The 15,784-nt window shown below is 74.1% G+C and carries 11 protein-coding genes and 1 pseudogene; 3 read left to right on the top strand and 9 right to left on the bottom strand.

What is annotated here, in order from left to right:
- Nucleotides 1-15: 15 nt before the first annotated feature.
- The 3 genes from ACFY07_RS06950 to ACFY07_RS06940 all read right to left on the bottom strand — a co-directional run bounded on the left by ACFY07_RS06950 (nucleotide 16) and on the right by ACFY07_RS06940 (nucleotide 5,027).
- A complete protein-coding gene (locus ACFY07_RS06950) occupies nucleotides 16-804 on the bottom strand; it encodes a hypothetical protein (RefSeq protein WP_390867732.1) in 789 nt (262 codons plus the stop codon).
- A 166-nt stretch (nucleotides 805-970) separates the two neighbouring features.
- The gene (locus ACFY07_RS06945) at nucleotides 971-4,390 is read right to left on the bottom strand and encodes an ATP-dependent helicase (RefSeq protein ID WP_390867731.1); all 3,420 of its coding nucleotides are present in this window, start codon (nucleotides 4,388-4,390) and stop codon (nucleotides 971-973) included.
- Between the two features lie 229 nt (nucleotides 4,391-4,619).
- Complete coding sequence (locus tag ACFY07_RS06940) at nucleotides 4,620-5,027, bottom strand: MGMT family protein (RefSeq protein WP_390867730.1); 408 nt, start codon at nucleotides 5,025-5,027, stop codon at nucleotides 4,620-4,622.
- 144 nt (nucleotides 5,028-5,171) lie between these two features.
- Between ACFY07_RS06940 and ACFY07_RS06935 the strand changes: the two genes are divergently transcribed.
- Nucleotides 5,172-7,865 (top strand): flippase-like domain-containing protein, encoded by a 2,694-nt coding sequence (locus tag ACFY07_RS06935; protein ID WP_390867729.1) that lies wholly within the window; start codon nucleotides 5,172-5,174, stop codon nucleotides 7,863-7,865.
- A 144-nt stretch (nucleotides 7,866-8,009) separates the two neighbouring features.
- Here ACFY07_RS06935 and ACFY07_RS06930 read toward each other — a convergent pair whose 3' ends face one another.
- Together ACFY07_RS06930 and ACFY07_RS06925 are read right to left on the bottom strand one after the other, a co-directional pair.
- Nucleotides 8,010-8,432, bottom strand: a complete 423-nt coding sequence (locus ACFY07_RS06930) for a hypothetical protein (RefSeq protein ID WP_390867728.1) — start codon at nucleotides 8,430-8,432, stop codon at nucleotides 8,010-8,012.
- A gap of 190 nt (nucleotides 8,433-8,622) precedes the next feature.
- Nucleotides 8,623-9,876 carry a hypothetical protein gene (locus ACFY07_RS06925; RefSeq protein WP_390867908.1) on the bottom strand — a complete coding sequence of 418 codons (1,254 nt, stop codon included), beginning with the start codon at nucleotides 9,874-9,876 and terminating at the stop codon, nucleotides 8,623-8,625.
- A gap of 159 nt (nucleotides 9,877-10,035) precedes the next feature.
- Here ACFY07_RS06925 and ACFY07_RS06920 point away from each other — a divergent pair, with 159 nt between their 5' ends.
- Nucleotides 10,036-10,335: an immunity 53 family protein gene (locus ACFY07_RS06920; protein WP_390867727.1), complete on the top strand. Its 300-nt coding sequence runs from the start codon at nucleotides 10,036-10,038 to the stop codon at nucleotides 10,333-10,335.
- Nucleotides 10,336-10,635: 300 nt separating this feature from the next.
- On the opposite strand, the gene ACFY07_RS06915 is transcribed toward ACFY07_RS06920, so the two are convergent.
- A complete protein-coding gene (locus tag ACFY07_RS06915; protein ID WP_390867726.1) occupies nucleotides 10,636-11,619 on the bottom strand; it encodes a tyrosine-type recombinase/integrase in 984 nt (327 codons plus the stop codon).
- A gap of 140 nt (nucleotides 11,620-11,759) precedes the next feature.
- Nucleotides 11,760-13,066, bottom strand: a pseudogene (locus ACFY07_RS06910) (IS256 family transposase).
- Between the two features lie 474 nt (nucleotides 13,067-13,540).
- Here ACFY07_RS06910 and ACFY07_RS06905 point away from each other — a divergent pair.
- Nucleotides 13,541-14,287, top strand: a complete 747-nt coding sequence (locus tag ACFY07_RS06905) for a hypothetical protein (protein WP_390867725.1) — start codon at nucleotides 13,541-13,543, stop codon at nucleotides 14,285-14,287.
- A gap of 455 nt (nucleotides 14,288-14,742) precedes the next feature.
- Here the strand turns inward: ACFY07_RS06905 and ACFY07_RS06900 are convergent, their stop codons facing one another.
- Together ACFY07_RS06900 and ACFY07_RS06895 are read right to left on the bottom strand one after the other, a co-directional pair.
- Nucleotides 14,743-15,012, bottom strand: coding sequence for a barstar family protein (locus ACFY07_RS06900; protein ID WP_390867724.1), 270 nt, complete (start codon nucleotides 15,010-15,012; stop codon nucleotides 14,743-14,745).
- Between the two features lie 199 nt (nucleotides 15,013-15,211).
- Nucleotides 15,212-15,541, bottom strand: coding sequence for a hypothetical protein (locus ACFY07_RS06895; protein ID WP_390867723.1), 330 nt, complete (start codon nucleotides 15,539-15,541; stop codon nucleotides 15,212-15,214).
- Nucleotides 15,542-15,784: the final 243 nt, after the last annotated feature.

Genomic DNA, 15,784 nt, shown 5'->3' with positions numbered 1-15,784 from the left:
CGGCTCCGCGACGGGTCAGCGTCCCAGCTTGGAGGGGTCGATGACCTGGTCGGCCGGCGGGGTCTGCACAACAACCGGCTCGCCGAAGCCGCCGAAGGTGATGCTGCCGGTCTCCTTGCCCGACGGGTGCGAGATCTTGACCGGGTACGGGGTGCCCGTGACCGGGACGTAGAGCAGGCTCTTGCCGTCCTTCGGGTCGACCGCGCCGACGACGACCATGGTGACCCCGCCCTCGGTGACGGTGCCCTCCTTGGTGTACTTCGTCCCGGTGTCCTTCTCCTTGGCGATCTCGTCGGCGAACTGCTTCAGGTCGCAGAAGGACCCCATGTCCTTCATCTGCCCGTCGGCCTTGAGGTACTTGCCGGCCATCAGCTTCGCGGCCTCGCCGCCGCCGCCGAAGACCTTCAGGAAGGCGGCGTCGGGCTTGATCCACATGCTGGCGCCGGACTTGAGGACCTCGAAGGACCCCATCCCCGGGACGGTCATGTTCCCCGCGCAGTGGCCCTGCCGGTCCAGCGAGACCTTGCCGCCCGTCGTCTTGCCGTCGACCTTGATGTCCAGAGTCATGGTGAGCGAGGGCGCCGACATGAGCGCCTGCTTGGCCTTGTCGGCGATCCGGGCCGCCGGGAGCGCCTCGATGCCGGAGGTCGTGGGGGACGGGGAGGGGCTCGCTGCGGCGCCGGCGCCGCCGGAGGGGGCGGCCGCGGCCGAGGAGGAGGATCCCCCGTCGCTGCCGCAGGCGGAGAGCCCGGCTATGGCCGCGGAGCAGGCCAGGACGACGGCGGCGGGACGGGTGATGCGCATACGGATCTCAATTCTGCGGCGGGTGCCGGGGGCAAGGGAGGGTGAGTGCCGCGAGACGCTATCAGCCGTCACGGACCAGCCGGGTTGATTTCCTGTCACGCTTCCGTCACCGCACGGCGGCCCCACGGATCCCTCACAGATATCCCGCATATTCGACGCACGTCCGTCACTCCACCACGTGGCGTCCCTCGGGCCGGGCCGAGCAGCTGCGCGCGAAGGAGCAGCGGTCGCAGCCCGCGCCGGGGGACGGGGTGAACCGCTCGTCCAGCACCCGGCCGGCCGCCTCGGCGAGCAGCCCCTCGACCCACGGCTCGGCGGGCAGCGCCTCCTGGGCCTGCACCTTCGGCAGGTCGGTGTCCTTGACCGGGGTGCGCAGCTGGACGAGCTCGGCGCCGCCGGGCCGCAGGCCGGCGCCGTCGAGGCCGGGCAGTCCGTCGAGGGCGCCCTCGCGCACGGCCAGCTGGTAGACGGCGAGCTGGGGGTGGCCGGCCACCTCGGCGGCGGTGGGCACCGACTTCCCGGTCTTGAAGTCCACGACGTAGGCGAGGCCCGCGGCGTCCCGCTCGACGCGGTCCATGCTGCCGCGGATCTCCACCGCCCGGCCGCCGGCCTCCAGCGTGACCTCGAAGCCGTGCTCGGTGGCCACCGGCACCCGGCCCCGCTCCAGGGTGTGCCAGTGCAGGAACCGCTCCAGGGCCGCCCGTGCCTCCCGGCGCTCCTGCTCCGACTTCCAGGGGGCGTCGAAGGCGAGGGCGTCCCACACCCGGTCCAGGCGCTCCATCAGGACGTCGAGGTCGGCCGGGGTGCGGCCCGAGCCCACCTCGTCGGCGAGGACGTGCAGCACGTTGCCGAAACCCTGGGCGCCCGAGGAGGCGGTGCGGGCGCGCACCTCCCGGTCCAGGAACCACTGCAGCGAGCAGGCGTCCAGCTGCTCCACCGAGCTGCCGGAGAGCTGCACCGGGTGCGCCGGGTCGCGGAGCGGCGCCTCGGCGGCGGTCGGCTCCTCCAGGCCCCACCAGCGGTCGGGGTGGGCGGCGGGCACCAGCGGCACGCCGTCCTCCCCCGTCGCCGCGGCGAGCCGGGCCAGCCGCTCGGCCGCAGCCAGGCGCAGCCCCGGGGAGGCGGCGGCGTCCACGCTGACGGCGCGCAGCTCGGCGACGAGCGCGGCCGTCGAGAGCGGGCGCCGGGGGCGGTGGGCGACGTCCTCGACCCGGACGGAGGGGACGCGCCGCAGCACACGGCCGTGCCGGTCCGTCTCCTCGCGGTAGAGCTCGCGCAGGAAGCGGGACGGCTCGTCGCCGTCCTCGGACTGCGCCTTGACCGCGGTCACCACCAGCCGCTCCCGGGCCCGGGTGACGGCGACGTAGAAGAGCCGCCGCTCCTCGGCGAGGAGGGCGCCGGGCGGCATGGGGGCGGAGAGGCCGTCCCGGCCGATGCGGTCGGCCTCCAGGAGCGAGCCGCGGCGGCGCAGGTCCGGCCAGAGGCCCTCCTGGACGCCCGCGACGACCACGAGCGGCCACTCCAGGCCCTTGGAGCGGTGCGCGGTCATCAGCCGCACCGCGTCGGGGCGGACCGCCCGCACCGCGAGGGTGTCGGCGGCGATGTCCTGGGCGTCGAGCTCCTCCAGGAAGTTGAGCGCCCCCCGGTGCCCGACGCGCTCCTCGGCGCGGGCCGCGGTCTCGAACAGGGCGCACAGGGCGTCCAGGTCGCGGTCGGCGTTGCGGCCCGCCGGACCGCCGCGCAACGCGGCCCGCTCCAGCCGGTCCCGCCAGCGGACGCTGCCGTCCCACAGCGCCCAGAGCGCCTCCTCCGCCGTGGCGCCGCCGGCCAGCAGCTCCCGGACCTTGCGCAGCAGCACGCCCAGCTCGCGGGGGCGGCGGGCGTACGCCGGGTCGAGGGCCACCAGGCGCTCGGGCTCGGCCAGGGCCTCGCGGACCAGCTCGTCGGCCGGGCGGACGGCGGCGGCGGACCCCTGCTCCCGCAGTGCGGCCCGCTCCTCCTCGCGCAGGGCCCGGCCCAGGCGGCGCAGGTCGGAGCCGTCCATCCCGCAGAGGGGGCCGGTGAGCAGGGTGTGGGCGACCTCGGCCGTCAGGGGGTCGGGGCCGGCGAGGGGGTCGGGACGGGCGAGGGGGTCCGCCGCGGCGCCGGCCGGCCCGTCGCCGGGCCCGTCCGGGGCGTCCTCGGCCGGTGCCGACGCGAGGCGGTTGTCGCGCGCGGCGCCGACGGCGGCGGTCCGCAGGGCGAGCAGCAGCGGCGCGACGGCGGGCTCGGCCCGCAGCGGGATGTCGTCGCCGTCGGTCTCCACCGGGACCCCGGCCGCGGTCAGCGCCCGGCGGACGCCCGGTATGGTGCGCCCGCCCGCCCTGACCAGCACGGCCATGGATCCCCACGGCACGCCGTCCTCCAGGTGGGCGCGGCGCAGCAGGTCGGCGACGCCGTCCAGCTCCGCGCCGGGCGTCGGGTAGGTGAGCACCTCGACCCGCCCGCCGTCGCGGACCGGCTCGGGCGAGCGGTGGGCGGCGAGCGCCGCGGCGGGCAGCCGCCCCACCGGGATGCGCCGGGCCACCTCGCGGGAGGCGGCCAGCAGGACGGACCCGGAGCGGCGGGAGACCCGCAGCACCCGGACGTCGGCCGGGCGGCCGTCCCGCCGCGGGAAGGCCGTGGGGAAGTCGAGGATGCCGTTGACGTCGGCGCCGCGGAAGGCGTAGATCGACTGGTCGGGGTCGCCCACCGCGACCAGGTCCCGGCCGTCGCCGGCGAGGGCCCGCAGCAGCCGCACCTGCGAGGGGTCGGTGTCCTGGTACTCGTCGACGAAGACCGCCTCGTAGCGGGCGCGCAGCGCCGCGGAGACCTCCGGCCGCTCCGCCAGCAGCACGGCGCGGTGGACCAGCTCCGCGTAGTCGAGCACGCCCTGCAGGTCGAGGACGTCCAGGTACTCGGCGTAGAAGTGGGCCGCCGCCGCCCAGTCGGGGCGGCCGTCGCGGGCGGCGAAGCGGCGCAGCTCGGCCGGGTCCAGCGCCAGCTCGCGGCTGCGGGCCAGCACCGCGCGCACCTCGTCGGCGAAGCCGCGGGTGGTCAGGCAGGCCCGCAGGTCGTCGGGCCAGGCGATGCGCCCCTCGCCGCGCCGGGCGTCCTCCGCGTCGCCGGCCAGCAGCTCGCGGACCATGACGTCCTGCTCGGGTCCGGAGAGCAGGCGGACCGGCTCGGCGAAGAGGTCGGGGTCCTGGTGGGCGCGGACCAGCGCGTAGCAGAAGGAGTGGAAGGTGGTGGCCTGCGGCACGGCCCCGGCCCCGGTGCCGGCGCCCGCGCCGGAGCCGAGCCGGGCGGCCATCCGGTCGCGGAGCTCCGCGGCGGCCCTGCGGCTGAAGGTGAGCACCAGCAGGCGCTCGGGGTCGGCCCCCCGGGCGATCCGGGCCGCCACCGCCTCCACCAGCGTGGTGGTCTTGCCCGTGCCGGGTCCGGCGAGGACCAGCAGCGGCCCGCCCGCGTGGTCGGCGACGGCCCGCTGGTACGCGTCCAGCTCGGGCGGCGCCGACGGCGGCAGGGGGCCGCGCACCAGGCGGAAGGGGGAGGCGGGCGAGGTCACGGGCGGTTCCTGGGGGCTGCGGGCGTGGTGCGGACCCCGCCGGGCCGGGTGCGGCGGACGGGGAGGGCTGCGCCTCCCGTGCCGCGTCCGACCCCCGTGGGGTCCGCAGCCGTCGAGCTTACGATGTTCTCCCGACGGTCCCGTCCGCGTCCGGGCTTCCCGGAAACACCCACCCGTTCGAGTGCGGCAGGTGTGCGCGGGCGGCGGACGCTCCGGCGCGGAGGGCGGCTCAGGCCCCGTCCCACCGGGCGCGGGCCATGTCCACGCGCTGCGGGGCACCGGTCCGGGAGGTGCGCAGCGGCGTGCCCTCCTCCCGGTAGCGTGCGAGCGCGCGCCGCTCGTGGCCGGGCAGGAACGCCCCGTCCGCCCGGACCACCCGCCACCACGGGACCGCGCCGCCGTAGAGCGCCATCACGCGGCCGACCTGGCGGGGGCCGCCCTGCTCCAGGAACTCCGCGACGTCCCCGTACGTCATCACGGTGCCGGGCGGGATGCGCTCGGCGAGGTCGAGCACCCGCTCGGCGAACGGCGGGAGCGCCCCGTCGGCTCCCGGGCCGCCGTCCCCGGGACCGTCGGCCGCCGTCGGTCCCGTCGCCCGCCGCCCTGTCCCCTGCCGCCGCGTCTCCCGCTGCTCCATCCCCGGGATTCTGCCGCACCCGGCGCGCCGGGGCCTGTGACGCGAGGCACGTCACAGGCCCCGTGCCGCCCCCTGCCCTGCACGCACCGCCCGGGCATGCCACCATCTTCGGGGCGGTGAATGGTGATACGAGGACACGAGCAGATGACGGGGAAGACCGGCGAGGAGGCCGGCCGGGGGGCGGCCGGCCCCGACACCGCCGTGCCTGCACACCCCGGCCCGGCGGGGTCTCCCCCGGCACGGAGCACCGTCGAGGGCCCCGGGGAGGAGGCGGCCCCGGAGCGGGTCTCCCTGGTCAGGACGGACCGTCCCGCCGCCGCGGAGCCCGCCGACCCGCACCCGGAGGTGCCGGCCGCCGGCTCCCACGTCTCCGTGGACGAGCCCCTGCTGGCCGCCCGGGTGCACCGCCCCTCGGACCTGATCCGCTTCCTCGCCGGGCTGCTCGGCGTGATCGCGGTGTTCGTCCTCGCGAACATCGCCCAGAACACCACCACCGGCATCGAGAACGACATCACCGTCGGCGCCACCAAGGTCCCGGGCTTCCTCACCACCGTCGTGGGGCTCGTCTCCAGCGTGGCGGTGCTGGTGGTCCCGGTCGCCTTCGCCGTCGAGCGGCTGATCAAGCGCGACGGCCTGCGGGTCGCGGACGGCGTGCTCGCCGCGGTGCTGGCCCACGGCCTGTCCCTGGGCATCGACCTGTGGGTCGCCGAGGCCGCGTCCGACAACATCCGCAGCGCCCTCACCCGGATCGCACAGCCCGGCGGCGGCCTCACCGACCCCGTGCACGGCTACCTCGCCCCCGTCATCGCGTACATGACCGCGGTGGGCATGGCGAGCCGGCCCCGCTGGCGCGTCGCCCTGTGGGCGGTGGTCGTCCTCAGCGGCGGCACCGAGCTCCTCAGCGGCTACACCACCCCCCTGTCCCTGGTGCTCACCGTCCTCCTCGGCTGGACCGTCGCCTACGGCACCCTGTACGCGATCGGCTCCCCGAACGTCCGCCCCACCGGGCACACCCTGCTCGCCGGCCTGCGCAAGGTCGGCTTCGCCCCGGTCAGCGCCCACCGCGCCCCGGACGCGCCGGGCGGCGCCCGCCGGTACTACGTGGTCCAGGGCGACGGCGTCCCGCTCGACGTGCACGTCATCGACCGCGAGCAGCAGGCCTCCGGGTTCTTCTACCGCCTGTGGCGGCAGCTGCAGCTGCGGTCGGTCTCGGTGCGGCGCAGCCCGCAGTCGCTGCGCGGAGCCCTGGAGCAGGAGGCCCTGATCGCCTACGCGGCCACCGCCTCCGGGGCGCGGGCGCCCCACCTGGTCGCCACCTCCGAGCTGGGCCCGGACGCCGCCATCCTCGTCTACGAGCACACCGAGGGCCGCACCCTCGACCAGCTCCCCGACGAGGAGGCCACCGACGGGCTGATGACCGACCTGTGGGAGTCCGTCAAGGCGCTGCACGACCGCCGGATCGCGCACCGGAGGCTCACCGGCGAGTCCCTGCTGCGGACGGACGACGGGTCGGGCCGCCTGGTCAACCTCTCCGGGGGCGACATCGCCGCCGGCGACCTGGCCCTGCGGATGGACGTCGCGCAGCTGCTCACCACCTTCGCCCTGCGCACGGGGCCCGAACGGGCGGTCGCCGCGGCCGCCGGGGTGCTCGGGCCGCGGCGGGTGGCGGCCTCGCTGCCGCTGCTGCAGCCGGTGGGGCTGAGCCGGTCCACCCGGCTGGAGCTGCGGCAGTCCAACCGGGCGCGCCGGGCGGCGGCCCGCGCCGCCGCCGACGCCCGGGTCGCCGCCGAGGAGATCACGCAGGCGGAGGCCGACGAGGAGCTGGCGGACGGCACCCGCTACGACCTGCTGGCCCGCATCCGCGAGCAGGTGCTGGAGATGGTGCCGGAGGCCCCGATCGCCCCGGTGCGGCTGCAGCGGCTGCGGCCCAGGACGCTGATCAGCATCGTGGCCGGGGCCATGGCGGTCTACCTGCTCTTCTCCAGCCTGGGCCACGTCCGCCCGGCCGAGCTGCTCGGGGAGGCCGACTGGGGCTGGGCGCTGGGCGCGGTGGGCGCCTCCGCGCTCAGCTACGTCGCCGCGGCGATGAGCCTCACCGGGTTCGTCCCCGAGCGGCTGTCGTTCGGGAAGGCCGTGCTGGCCCAGGTGGCGGGCTCGTTCGTCAAGCTGGTGGCGCCGGCCGCGGTCGGCGGCGTCGCACTCAACGCGCGCTTCCTGCAGCGCGCAGGGGTGCGCCCCGTCCAGGCGGCGGCCAGCGTGGGCGCCTCCCAGCTCGCCGGCCTCGGCTGCCACATCCTGCTCCTGCTGGCCTTCGGGTACGTCGCCGGCAACGAGCAGACCCAGGACCTGACGCCCTCCCGCACCGTGATCGCCGGCCTGCTGACCGTCGCGGTGCTGATCCTGGTGGTCGCCGCGATCCCGCCGATGCGCCGCTGGCTGATGGCCCGGCTGCGGCCGCTCCTCACCGGTGTGATCCCGCGCATGCTCGACCTGGTGCAGCGGCCCTCGCGGCTGGTCACCGGCTTCGGCGGGACCATCCTGCTGACCATCGCCTTCGTCACCTGCCTGAACCTGTCGCTGCGGGCCTTCGGCGGGGAGCTCAGCTTCGCCGCCACGGCCGTGGTGTTCCTGGCGGGCAACGCCGTCGGGTCCGCCATCCCCACCCCGGGCGGCATCGGCGCCATCGAGGCCGCGCTGACCGGCGGCCTCACCGCGGCGGGGGTCGCCTCCCCCACGGCGTTCTCCGCGGTGCTGCTCTTCCGGCTGCTGACCTTCTGGCTGCCCGTCCTGCCCGGCTGGGGCTGCTTCGCCTACCTGCAGCGCAAGAAGGCCCTCTAGGAACGGTCCGGCCGGCCGTGGGACCGGCCCGTGCCCGGGTCGCCGGTGCGGGCACGGGGCGGGGCGGCCACCCGACGCCGCGTGGGGGCGGCTGCGGCCGTTCCCACCGGCCGGCACCGCCCGCCGCGGCCGGCAGGCCGATGCCTACCCGGCGGAGTGCGGGCCCGTCGTGCCCGTGAACGGGAAGAGGGGATAGCCCTCCGTGCACGGCCCTCCGGGCGGCTGGTACGGCCAGCCCATCCCCCACCGGTACAGCAGGGCCAGACCGAGGCCCGCCGCGACCGGCGCGAGCCACAGGACCGCCCGCCCGCCCCGAGGGGGCCACCGCCGCAGCGCGAGCTGGAACGGCAGCAGCACCAGGGTCGTGCAGAGCCACACGGCGGACATCGTCATCTGCAGGCCGACGGTGCCGCCGGTGTCGTTCCCGAGCGGGCAGCCCGCCCACGACCGGACGGTCCACACCGTGCCGCCGTACACGCCGAAGGCGGCGACGACGGGAGCCAGCAGGTACCAGCCGCACCCCTGGGCAGGAGCGGGCGGCCTGCCTTCCGCCCTCGTGCCGTGCATTCCCGTGCCTCCCCGGACGACCTCGCCGCGGAGGGGCCGGCCGGGCCGGCGCCCCCCCCCGCGGCGGACGGACTGCCTCACGCGTACGGACCGGGAAAGGACAGGATCGGTTCCCGCCCGGGCCTCCCCGCCTCGACCGGCCGGCCGGGCCCCGGCCGGGCAGAAGGCTCCCCCCGCGGCCGCGGCGGGCTCAGGGCGGGCCGGAGCCGAGCAGCCAGAACGCGCCGTAGGCGGCCGAGGCCAGCGCGGCCGCACCCAGGACGGCGGCCGCACGGCGGGGGCGCAGCCGGGCCAGCGCGAGGGCCACGGGGAGCAGCAGGGGGAAGGCGGGCATGAGCAGGCGGGGCCTGGAGCCGAAGTAGCCCGCGCCGGTGAGGGCCAGCGCGAGGACGACGCCCGTGTACACCAGCAGCGGCAGCGGCTGGCGCTGCCGCACGCAGCGGGCGTACAGCCAGGCGAGCAGGGCGACGCCGGCCAGCAGCCCGAGGCCGCCGGCGTACGGCGGCGCGGTGAGCTGCCGGAGGACGAAGCGGGCGAAGGCCGCGCCGCCGTCGAAGCCGTTGCCCCAGCCGCCCTGGACGTCGAGGTAGCCGGTGGGGCTGCCGGTGCGGAACCCGACCCAGGCGACGTACCCGAGCCAGCCGAGCGGGGCCGCCGCCACGCCCGCCGCCGTGCGGAGCGCGGCGGGGCTCCCGGCGGCGGGGCTCCCGGCGGCGGGGCCCGCGCCCGGGCCGGGGCGGCCGGTCCGGGCGCGGTACAGGTCGAGGGCGGCCGTCGCCCACACCGCGGCGACCAGCGCGACGCCGACCGGCCGGGTCAGCCCGGCGAGGGCGGCCAGGACCCCCGCAGCGGCCCACCGGCGGGCGAGCAGGGCGTACAGGGACCAGGCGGCCAGCGCGGTGAAGAGCGACTCGGTGTACGCCATCGACTGCACGGCGGCGGTCGGCAGCACCCCCCAGAGCACGGCGAGCAGGACGCCCGTGCGGCGGCCGTGGAGGCGGTCGCCGACGGCGAAGACCCCCCAGGCGGCGGCGAGCGCGGCGAGGGCGCTCACGGCGAGCCCCGCGTCGGGCGGGCCGAGCGGCGTCACGGCGGAGAGCGCGCGCTCCAGCCAGGGCAGCAGGGGGAAGAAGGCCAGGTCGGAGTGGATCCGGCCGCCGGGCAGGTGGAGCGTGAAGCCGTAGCCGTGCCCGGCGATGCGGGCGTACCAGATCGAGTCCCAGCGGCCCGAGAGGAGCTTGTGGGCGCTCCTGCCCTCCGCACCGGCCCACGCGGCGAGGACGGCGAGGCCGAGCAGCCGCACCGCGGCGTACGCCAGCAGGGCGGGCGCGGCACGGCGGACGGCCGCCCGCGCGGCCCGGCCGCGGGACGGCGGCGCGGCACCGGGGACCGGGCGGTCGGGGGCAGCAGTGGCGGTGGTGTCCGACGGGGCACCTGCCGGCACCTGGCCGTCGGGACGCGGGCCGTCGTCGGCGGGTTCCGGGCGGCCGCCCGGGGCGGCGAGGGGTGCTGCGGAGTTCACCGGAGCGATTATCCAGGCCCCGGGACCGCCGACGGGCCGGGCGCCATCCGGCGGGCGGGAGCGGACGGCGGAGCGGAGCACGTGCCCGACCGGCTGCAGGGCTGGTGCCTCTCGCACTGCGACGGACAGTGGGAGCACGAATGGGGTGTCCGGATCGACACCCTGGACAACCCCGGCCGGACGGTCTCCGTCGGCCTCCGGGGAACGCCCCTCGAAGGGCGCGCGCACCTCCGTCGGGAGATCGACCGCAGCGACGGCGACCGGGTGGAGGCGTGGTCGGCCAGGGGCGCCTTCCACGCGGCGTGCGGGCCGCGGAACCTCACGGAGGCGCTGACGCTCTTCCGCACGTGGGCGGAGGAGTGCGCGGGCGGCACCGCCTGACCGCTGGGCACAGCCCGGCGCAGGAGGGGGCGGGAGGCCTCGGGCAACCCGGGGAGCGGCGCTCGCAAGGCCCCTCGGAGCCAGTCGGGGCGCAGAGGCGGGACGGCCCCGGGCAGGCAAGTCCCGGGGCCGTCTCCGGGCCGCGAAAGGTCGGTCAGGACCGGCCGGCCATGACAACGTCCGACGACACGGGCGTCGACAGGAGGACAACCTGGCGGCCGGCGCGGTTCGGCGAGCCGGCTGATCAGTAGACGGGCTAGCCAGCCAGCATGGCGCATGAGCTGTGTGTTTGTGGTGCGCTCACCCGCCCTGGGCCGTCGTGGGGCCGTCACCCGATACGGGGCCATTCCCGAAGGCCCTGTCGACAGCCTCTCGGGTTCGCTTCTCACTGCTCGGCATGAGGTGGGTGTAGGTCCGGAGCGTGAAGCCAGGATCATGGTGCCCCAGGTACTCGCTGAGAGCCTTGATGCTCTCCCCCGCGTCCAGCAGGACCGACGCATAGAAGTGGCGAAGGGCGTGCATGCCGTTCTCACGTCCATGAGGTACGTCGGCCGCGGTCAGTGCGGGACGCCACACCGACCGGTTGAAGGCGTTCCTGTTCACTGCCAGCCCACGGTCTGTGAAGAGCAGCGCCGCCGTGACGGGCGGACCGTCCACAGTGCGCCACGGCAGACTGACGCTGAGCGGCGGATGGCTGGTGATGTGCTGCTCCAGGGACCGGGCGATGGACTCGGGCAGCGGCACCGTACGAGCTTTGCCACTCTTCGGCGGGGCGAACACCGGACGGTTCCGGATGAGCTTGACCTGTCGCGTCACGTGTACCAGGCCCTCGATCGAGTCGAGGTCCTCGACAGCCAAGCCCAGGACCTCCCCCTGTCGCATGCCGCAACCGCCGGCCAGGTCCACGATCGGCCGGTACCTCTCAGGCAGAGCAGCCCGCACGGCCAGGACTTGCTTGCCTCGCCATGGGACCACTCGCCGGGCATCCAGGCGAGGGGCACGGACCGAAGACGAACGGCACGGGTTGTGCGGGATGACGCGGTCGTCCACGGCAGCGTTAAGCATCGTGCACAGGTTAACGAAGATGACGCGCTGATAGGCGGGCGCCAACCGCTGGTCCTGGAGCTGCCGAAGCCACTCACGGACGTGCAACGGCTTGAGTGACCCCAGGGGGCGCGAGCCGAGGTACGGCAGCACGTGCAGGCGGATGCGCTGCTCGGTGCTGACATAGGTACCCGGGTCCATGGTGAGCGAGCCCAACCACCGCTCGGCGTACTGCTTCACTGTGATGCGTCCGGCACGGGGATCGGCGTACTGCCCCCTTGCCATGTCGGCCTCGACCTGAGTGAGCCATGCCTCCGCCTGGCGCTTCTGCCTGTCGGGGAGGGTCTGTACAGCCAGCGGTGTAACTCAGGTGGGGTGAGTTACCGGCGGCCGATGGAGAGTCGGCCGTCGAAGGCGATGTCGAAGGCCTGCAGGGCGGGCTTCCAGCGCATCGTCCAGCGTTTGCGTCCCTGGCCGGTCGGGTCCAGGCTCATCACGGCCAGGTGGACGCACGTGAGCGCCGCCTGCTCGTTGGGGAAGTGCCACCGGGCCCGGACGGCCTTGCGGATCCGCGCGTTGACGGACTCGATCGCGTTCGTGGTGCAGACGATGCGGCGGATCTCCGCGTCGAACTGCAGGAACGGCACGAACTCGGCCCAGGCGTTCTCCCAGAGCCGGACGATCGCCGGATACCTGGCGCCCCATTCCTCGGCGAACTCCAGGAACCGCTCCTCGGCCGCGGCCGCCGTCGGGGCCGTGTAGACGGGCTTGAGCGCCTTGGAGATCTTGTCCCAGTCCTGGCGGCCCGCGTAGCGGAACGAGGCCCGGATCAGGTGGACCACGCAGGTCTGGGTGACCGCCTGCGGCCAGACGGTGCCGATGGCGTCGGGCAGTCCCTTCAGTCCGTCGCAGACGACCATGCACACGTCCTCGACGCCGCGGTTCTTGATCTCGGTCAGGACCTGCAGCCAGTACGTGGCGCCCTCGCCGCCGTCGCCGGCCCACAGGCCGAGGATGTCGCGGGTGCCGTCCACCGTGACGGCCAAGGCGACGTAGATGGGCCGGTTGGCGACCTGCCCGTCGCGGACCTTCACGTGCACGCAGTCGACGAAGACCACCGGGTAGACCGGGTCCAGCGGCCGGTTCTGCCACTCGGCCATCCCGTCCATGACCTTGTCGGTGATGGTGGAGATGGTCGACTTCGACACGCTGGCGCCGTAGACCTCGGCCAGGTGAGCCGCGATGTCGCCGTGCGTCAGGCCGCGGGCCGACAGCGAGAGCACCATCTCATCGACGCCGGTCAGGCGCCGCTGGCGCTTCTTGACGATCTGCGGCTCGAACGAGCCGGCCCGGTCGCGGGGGACGTCGATCTCCACGGGGCCGACGTCGGTGAGCACGGTCTTGGCACGGGTGCCGTTGCGGGAGTTGCCCGAGCCGGCACCGGCCTTGTCGTGCTTGTCGTAGCCGAGGTGGTCGGTGATCTCGCCGTCGAGGGCGGACTCCAGCACGCGCTTGGTCAGCTGCTGCTGGGGGTCGCCCCCTGCGGGGACAGCCCGCCCTCGCCGGTCAGCCGCAGGCCGTTCGCCCGGGCCCGGTCGACCAGCTGCCCGATCAACTGGTCGTCCAGCAGGTCCGCCGCCACCTCGGCCGGCCGGACCTCTTCAACCGCCTCAGGCGAGGCAGTCATGTCGCTCATCAGGTGCTACTTCCATGATCGGGAGTTACACCGAAGACCGTACAGACCCGCTCCCGGCTCCGCTCGGGGCACCGCTCCTGCCTTCGGCCCGCTCCGCCCCGGCTGCGCCGACGCCCGCCCACATGTGGATAGGCCCGGAGGTCATGAGACGAGCACCCGACGTTCATGGCCCACGGTCACCGACGATGCCTCCGGCGGGGGATCGGCCGGCACCGGGATGGAGGGGCGCCGTCGCCGACCGCGGGCCCGTAGTGGCGTGCGCGGGGAGCTCCCACCCCGTCCACCGTCGACCCAGGCAGAGCCGAGCAGACGCGGTCCATGGCGTCCAGGTCGTTCGTACAGTGGCGCGCTCCACCTGGACGCCATGAACCACGCCCGCTCCACGGTATGTGGGTCGACGGCGGACGGGATGGAAGCTGGGGAAAGTGGTGGGCTGAGGTCAGAAGTCCGGTCTAGGTTTGTCCTGTGAACCACAGCCGTTTCAACGCCGGGGCGTCCCACGAGCCTGACTTGCCGCCCTACCAGGCAGTCCTGGCGGAGACTGATTGGGATTCGCTCGAGACGGCTTTCGGGAGCGGTGAGGACCTTCCCGGGATTCTGGCACGGTTGCTGGAGCCCGATCCCAAGGTCCAGGTCACCGCCTTGTCGGAGCTGGGCGAGTTGGTCAACCACCAGAACACCATCTACGAAGCCACCGCCCCCGCCGTCATGTATGTCGCAGGCATCCTCACCCACCCCGCGGCCATGACCCTCCGGCCCTATCGCGACATCCCCATCCGCGCGACGCTGTTGGGTTGGCTGGCTTCCACCCTTCAAGACGCCTCCGACGAGATTGTCGGCTTCATCGAGCAGCGTTTCCCTGGCTTCCTCGCCCCCGGCACCATCGTGGCGGCCTTCCGGGACCTGCGCCCGATGCTCTACCAGGCCGTCGCGCCCTTCCTCCAGGACAGCCACGAGAACGTGCGCGAAGCCGCCGTCGTCACCGCGCTCATCCTCGTCGAACACCCCGCGCTCGCCGAGCACCGCGATCACCTCGCCGTGCACGCGCGCCGCGTCCTGGACACCAGCGGCTACGACCCCAACCGCCGCGTCGCGTGGAGGACCCTCGAAGCCTGGGGCCACAATCCTCCCGGCCCGGAGCCTCTTCCGGAGGAGCCCTGGGTCTGGGGACCACACAGCGATGGCCGCGGCGATCTCGAACCTCCCTTCTGACCGATACGCTCACGACCCACCGGCGGACCACTACAGCAGGTGAGAGACACAAGAGGCGGCTCGCGGGGTGGCCGTACGAGCGTGGCGTGCGCTATCGGCGTCCTGCGTAGTTCCCATCGGACCCCGGCTGTATAGCAGAGAAGTGCAGCACCCCAGCAGCCGGCAGCGCCCCACGCTGACCCCCATGGGCTTCCCGGCAGTCTGTATGACCTCCAATGACCGATCTCTGCAGAGCTACGGATCAGAAGTGCGGCGCGGCGGATGGCCTGGATTCCCGAGCCGTCTCTGGGCCGTCCGACGGTAGCCAACGACGACAGATGACGACAGTCGCCGACTCCACTTCCCCTGCTCAGGGGCGGTGCTCCGAACATCGGCGCAGGTGCTCATCCCCGAAGGTCAGTTGAGGAAGAAGCCACTTCGCTCGGCCGCGGGTCTTCAAATGAGGGCCGCGCGCCCTATCTGTACTCGGCAAGGAACTGCGGCCGGCACCCCTGCCGATAGTCGTCCAAGGCACGTTGCAGCATGATCGCCCCGCGAGGGATGCGGTCGCTGAGGTGCTTCCACCCTGTAAGGCGGACATGGTCCGGAATCTCGACAAGCCCAGTGATCGCGTCCCAGAAGGCGTCCCAGTTACTGCCGTAGAAGTCGGGAAAGTGAAGAGTCTGCGCGAGCACAGCGTGTAGTTCGCGCTCATCAGTAACTGAGCTGACGTCGATGGTGAGCATGGCCAGCATCGTGGCATATACCGACGGCTCAGCTCGTTGGCGCCGTGCCCGCTACGTGCCCGTTCGGGCGGGGCACAGCGGAGACTCACGGGGAACGCCGGTGCCGACCGCGCTCGGGCGCAGGTCAGGGATTTGCCAGGTCAGCCGCGATCCGTATACGCCGTCTTCCAAGCTGGGACACTGGATGCGAGCCCAGGAGTCAGCTGCCCTGATCATCCTCCGGTCCGAGCGAGCGTAGGACGCCTTCGTAGTCGCCGGTAGCCACCAGGTCATCGATGACTCGAACCATGGCGGGGATGCCGGCTTCGCGGACAATGAGCCCGTCCCAGCACCAGAAGTAGCTGCCGTCCAGGCACTCGCCGGTGCCCTTCCAGTGGTCCATGATGCGCTGCACCTCATCGAGGGTGAACACCGTTCCGGACCAGCGGTTACCGTCGGTGAACGTCACCCACATGTCGACGTTGCACACCTCGTCCAGGTCTTCATCCGCCCCGGGCACGAAACAGATCTCGTACCGGACCCGCTTCACCCGATAGAACGGGCCATCCCACACAGTGCCCCCAAGAAGGTGCCGCCGCGTTGGCGGCAGGCCAGATCGACTCGGTGCGGAAGCTACAACCGCAAGCCGCCCCAGTGCCAGCCGGACCGCGGACGCGAAACGGCCCCGGGCGATCAAGTCCCGGGGCCGTCTCTGGGCCGTGAAATGACGATCAGCGCCGACCAACCATGACAACCGCTGACGGCATCAGCACTGGTCAGAAGAACACAGCCG

The organism is Streptomyces sp. NPDC001380 (genome assembly GCF_042895785.1).
Lineage (GTDB): Bacteria > Actinomycetota > Actinomycetes > Streptomycetales > Streptomycetaceae > Peterkaempfera.
Note: the sequence above shows the minus strand (reverse complement) of the source record. Positions and strands in the feature narration are given on the sequence as shown.

Bases quoted from the DNA above. Each gene is read 5' to 3' on its own strand.
- ACFY07_RS06950 (WP_390867732.1), bottom strand. From the start codon at position 804: ATGCGCATCACCCGTCCCGCCGCCGTCGTCCTGGCCTGCTCCGCGGCC.
- ACFY07_RS06940 (WP_390867730.1), bottom strand. From the start codon at position 5,027: ATGGAGCAGCGGGAGACGCGGCGGCAGGGGACAGGGCGGCGGGCGACG.
- ACFY07_RS06935 (WP_390867729.1), top strand. From the start codon at position 5,172: ATGACGGGGAAGACCGGCGAGGAGGCCGGCCGGGGGGCGGCCGGCCCC.
- ACFY07_RS06930 (WP_390867728.1), bottom strand. From the start codon at position 8,432: ATGCACGGCACGAGGGCGGAAGGCAGGCCGCCCGCTCCTGCCCAGGGG.
- ACFY07_RS06900 (WP_390867724.1), bottom strand. From the start codon at position 15,012: ATGCTCACCATCGACGTCAGCTCAGTTACTGATGAGCGCGAACTACAC.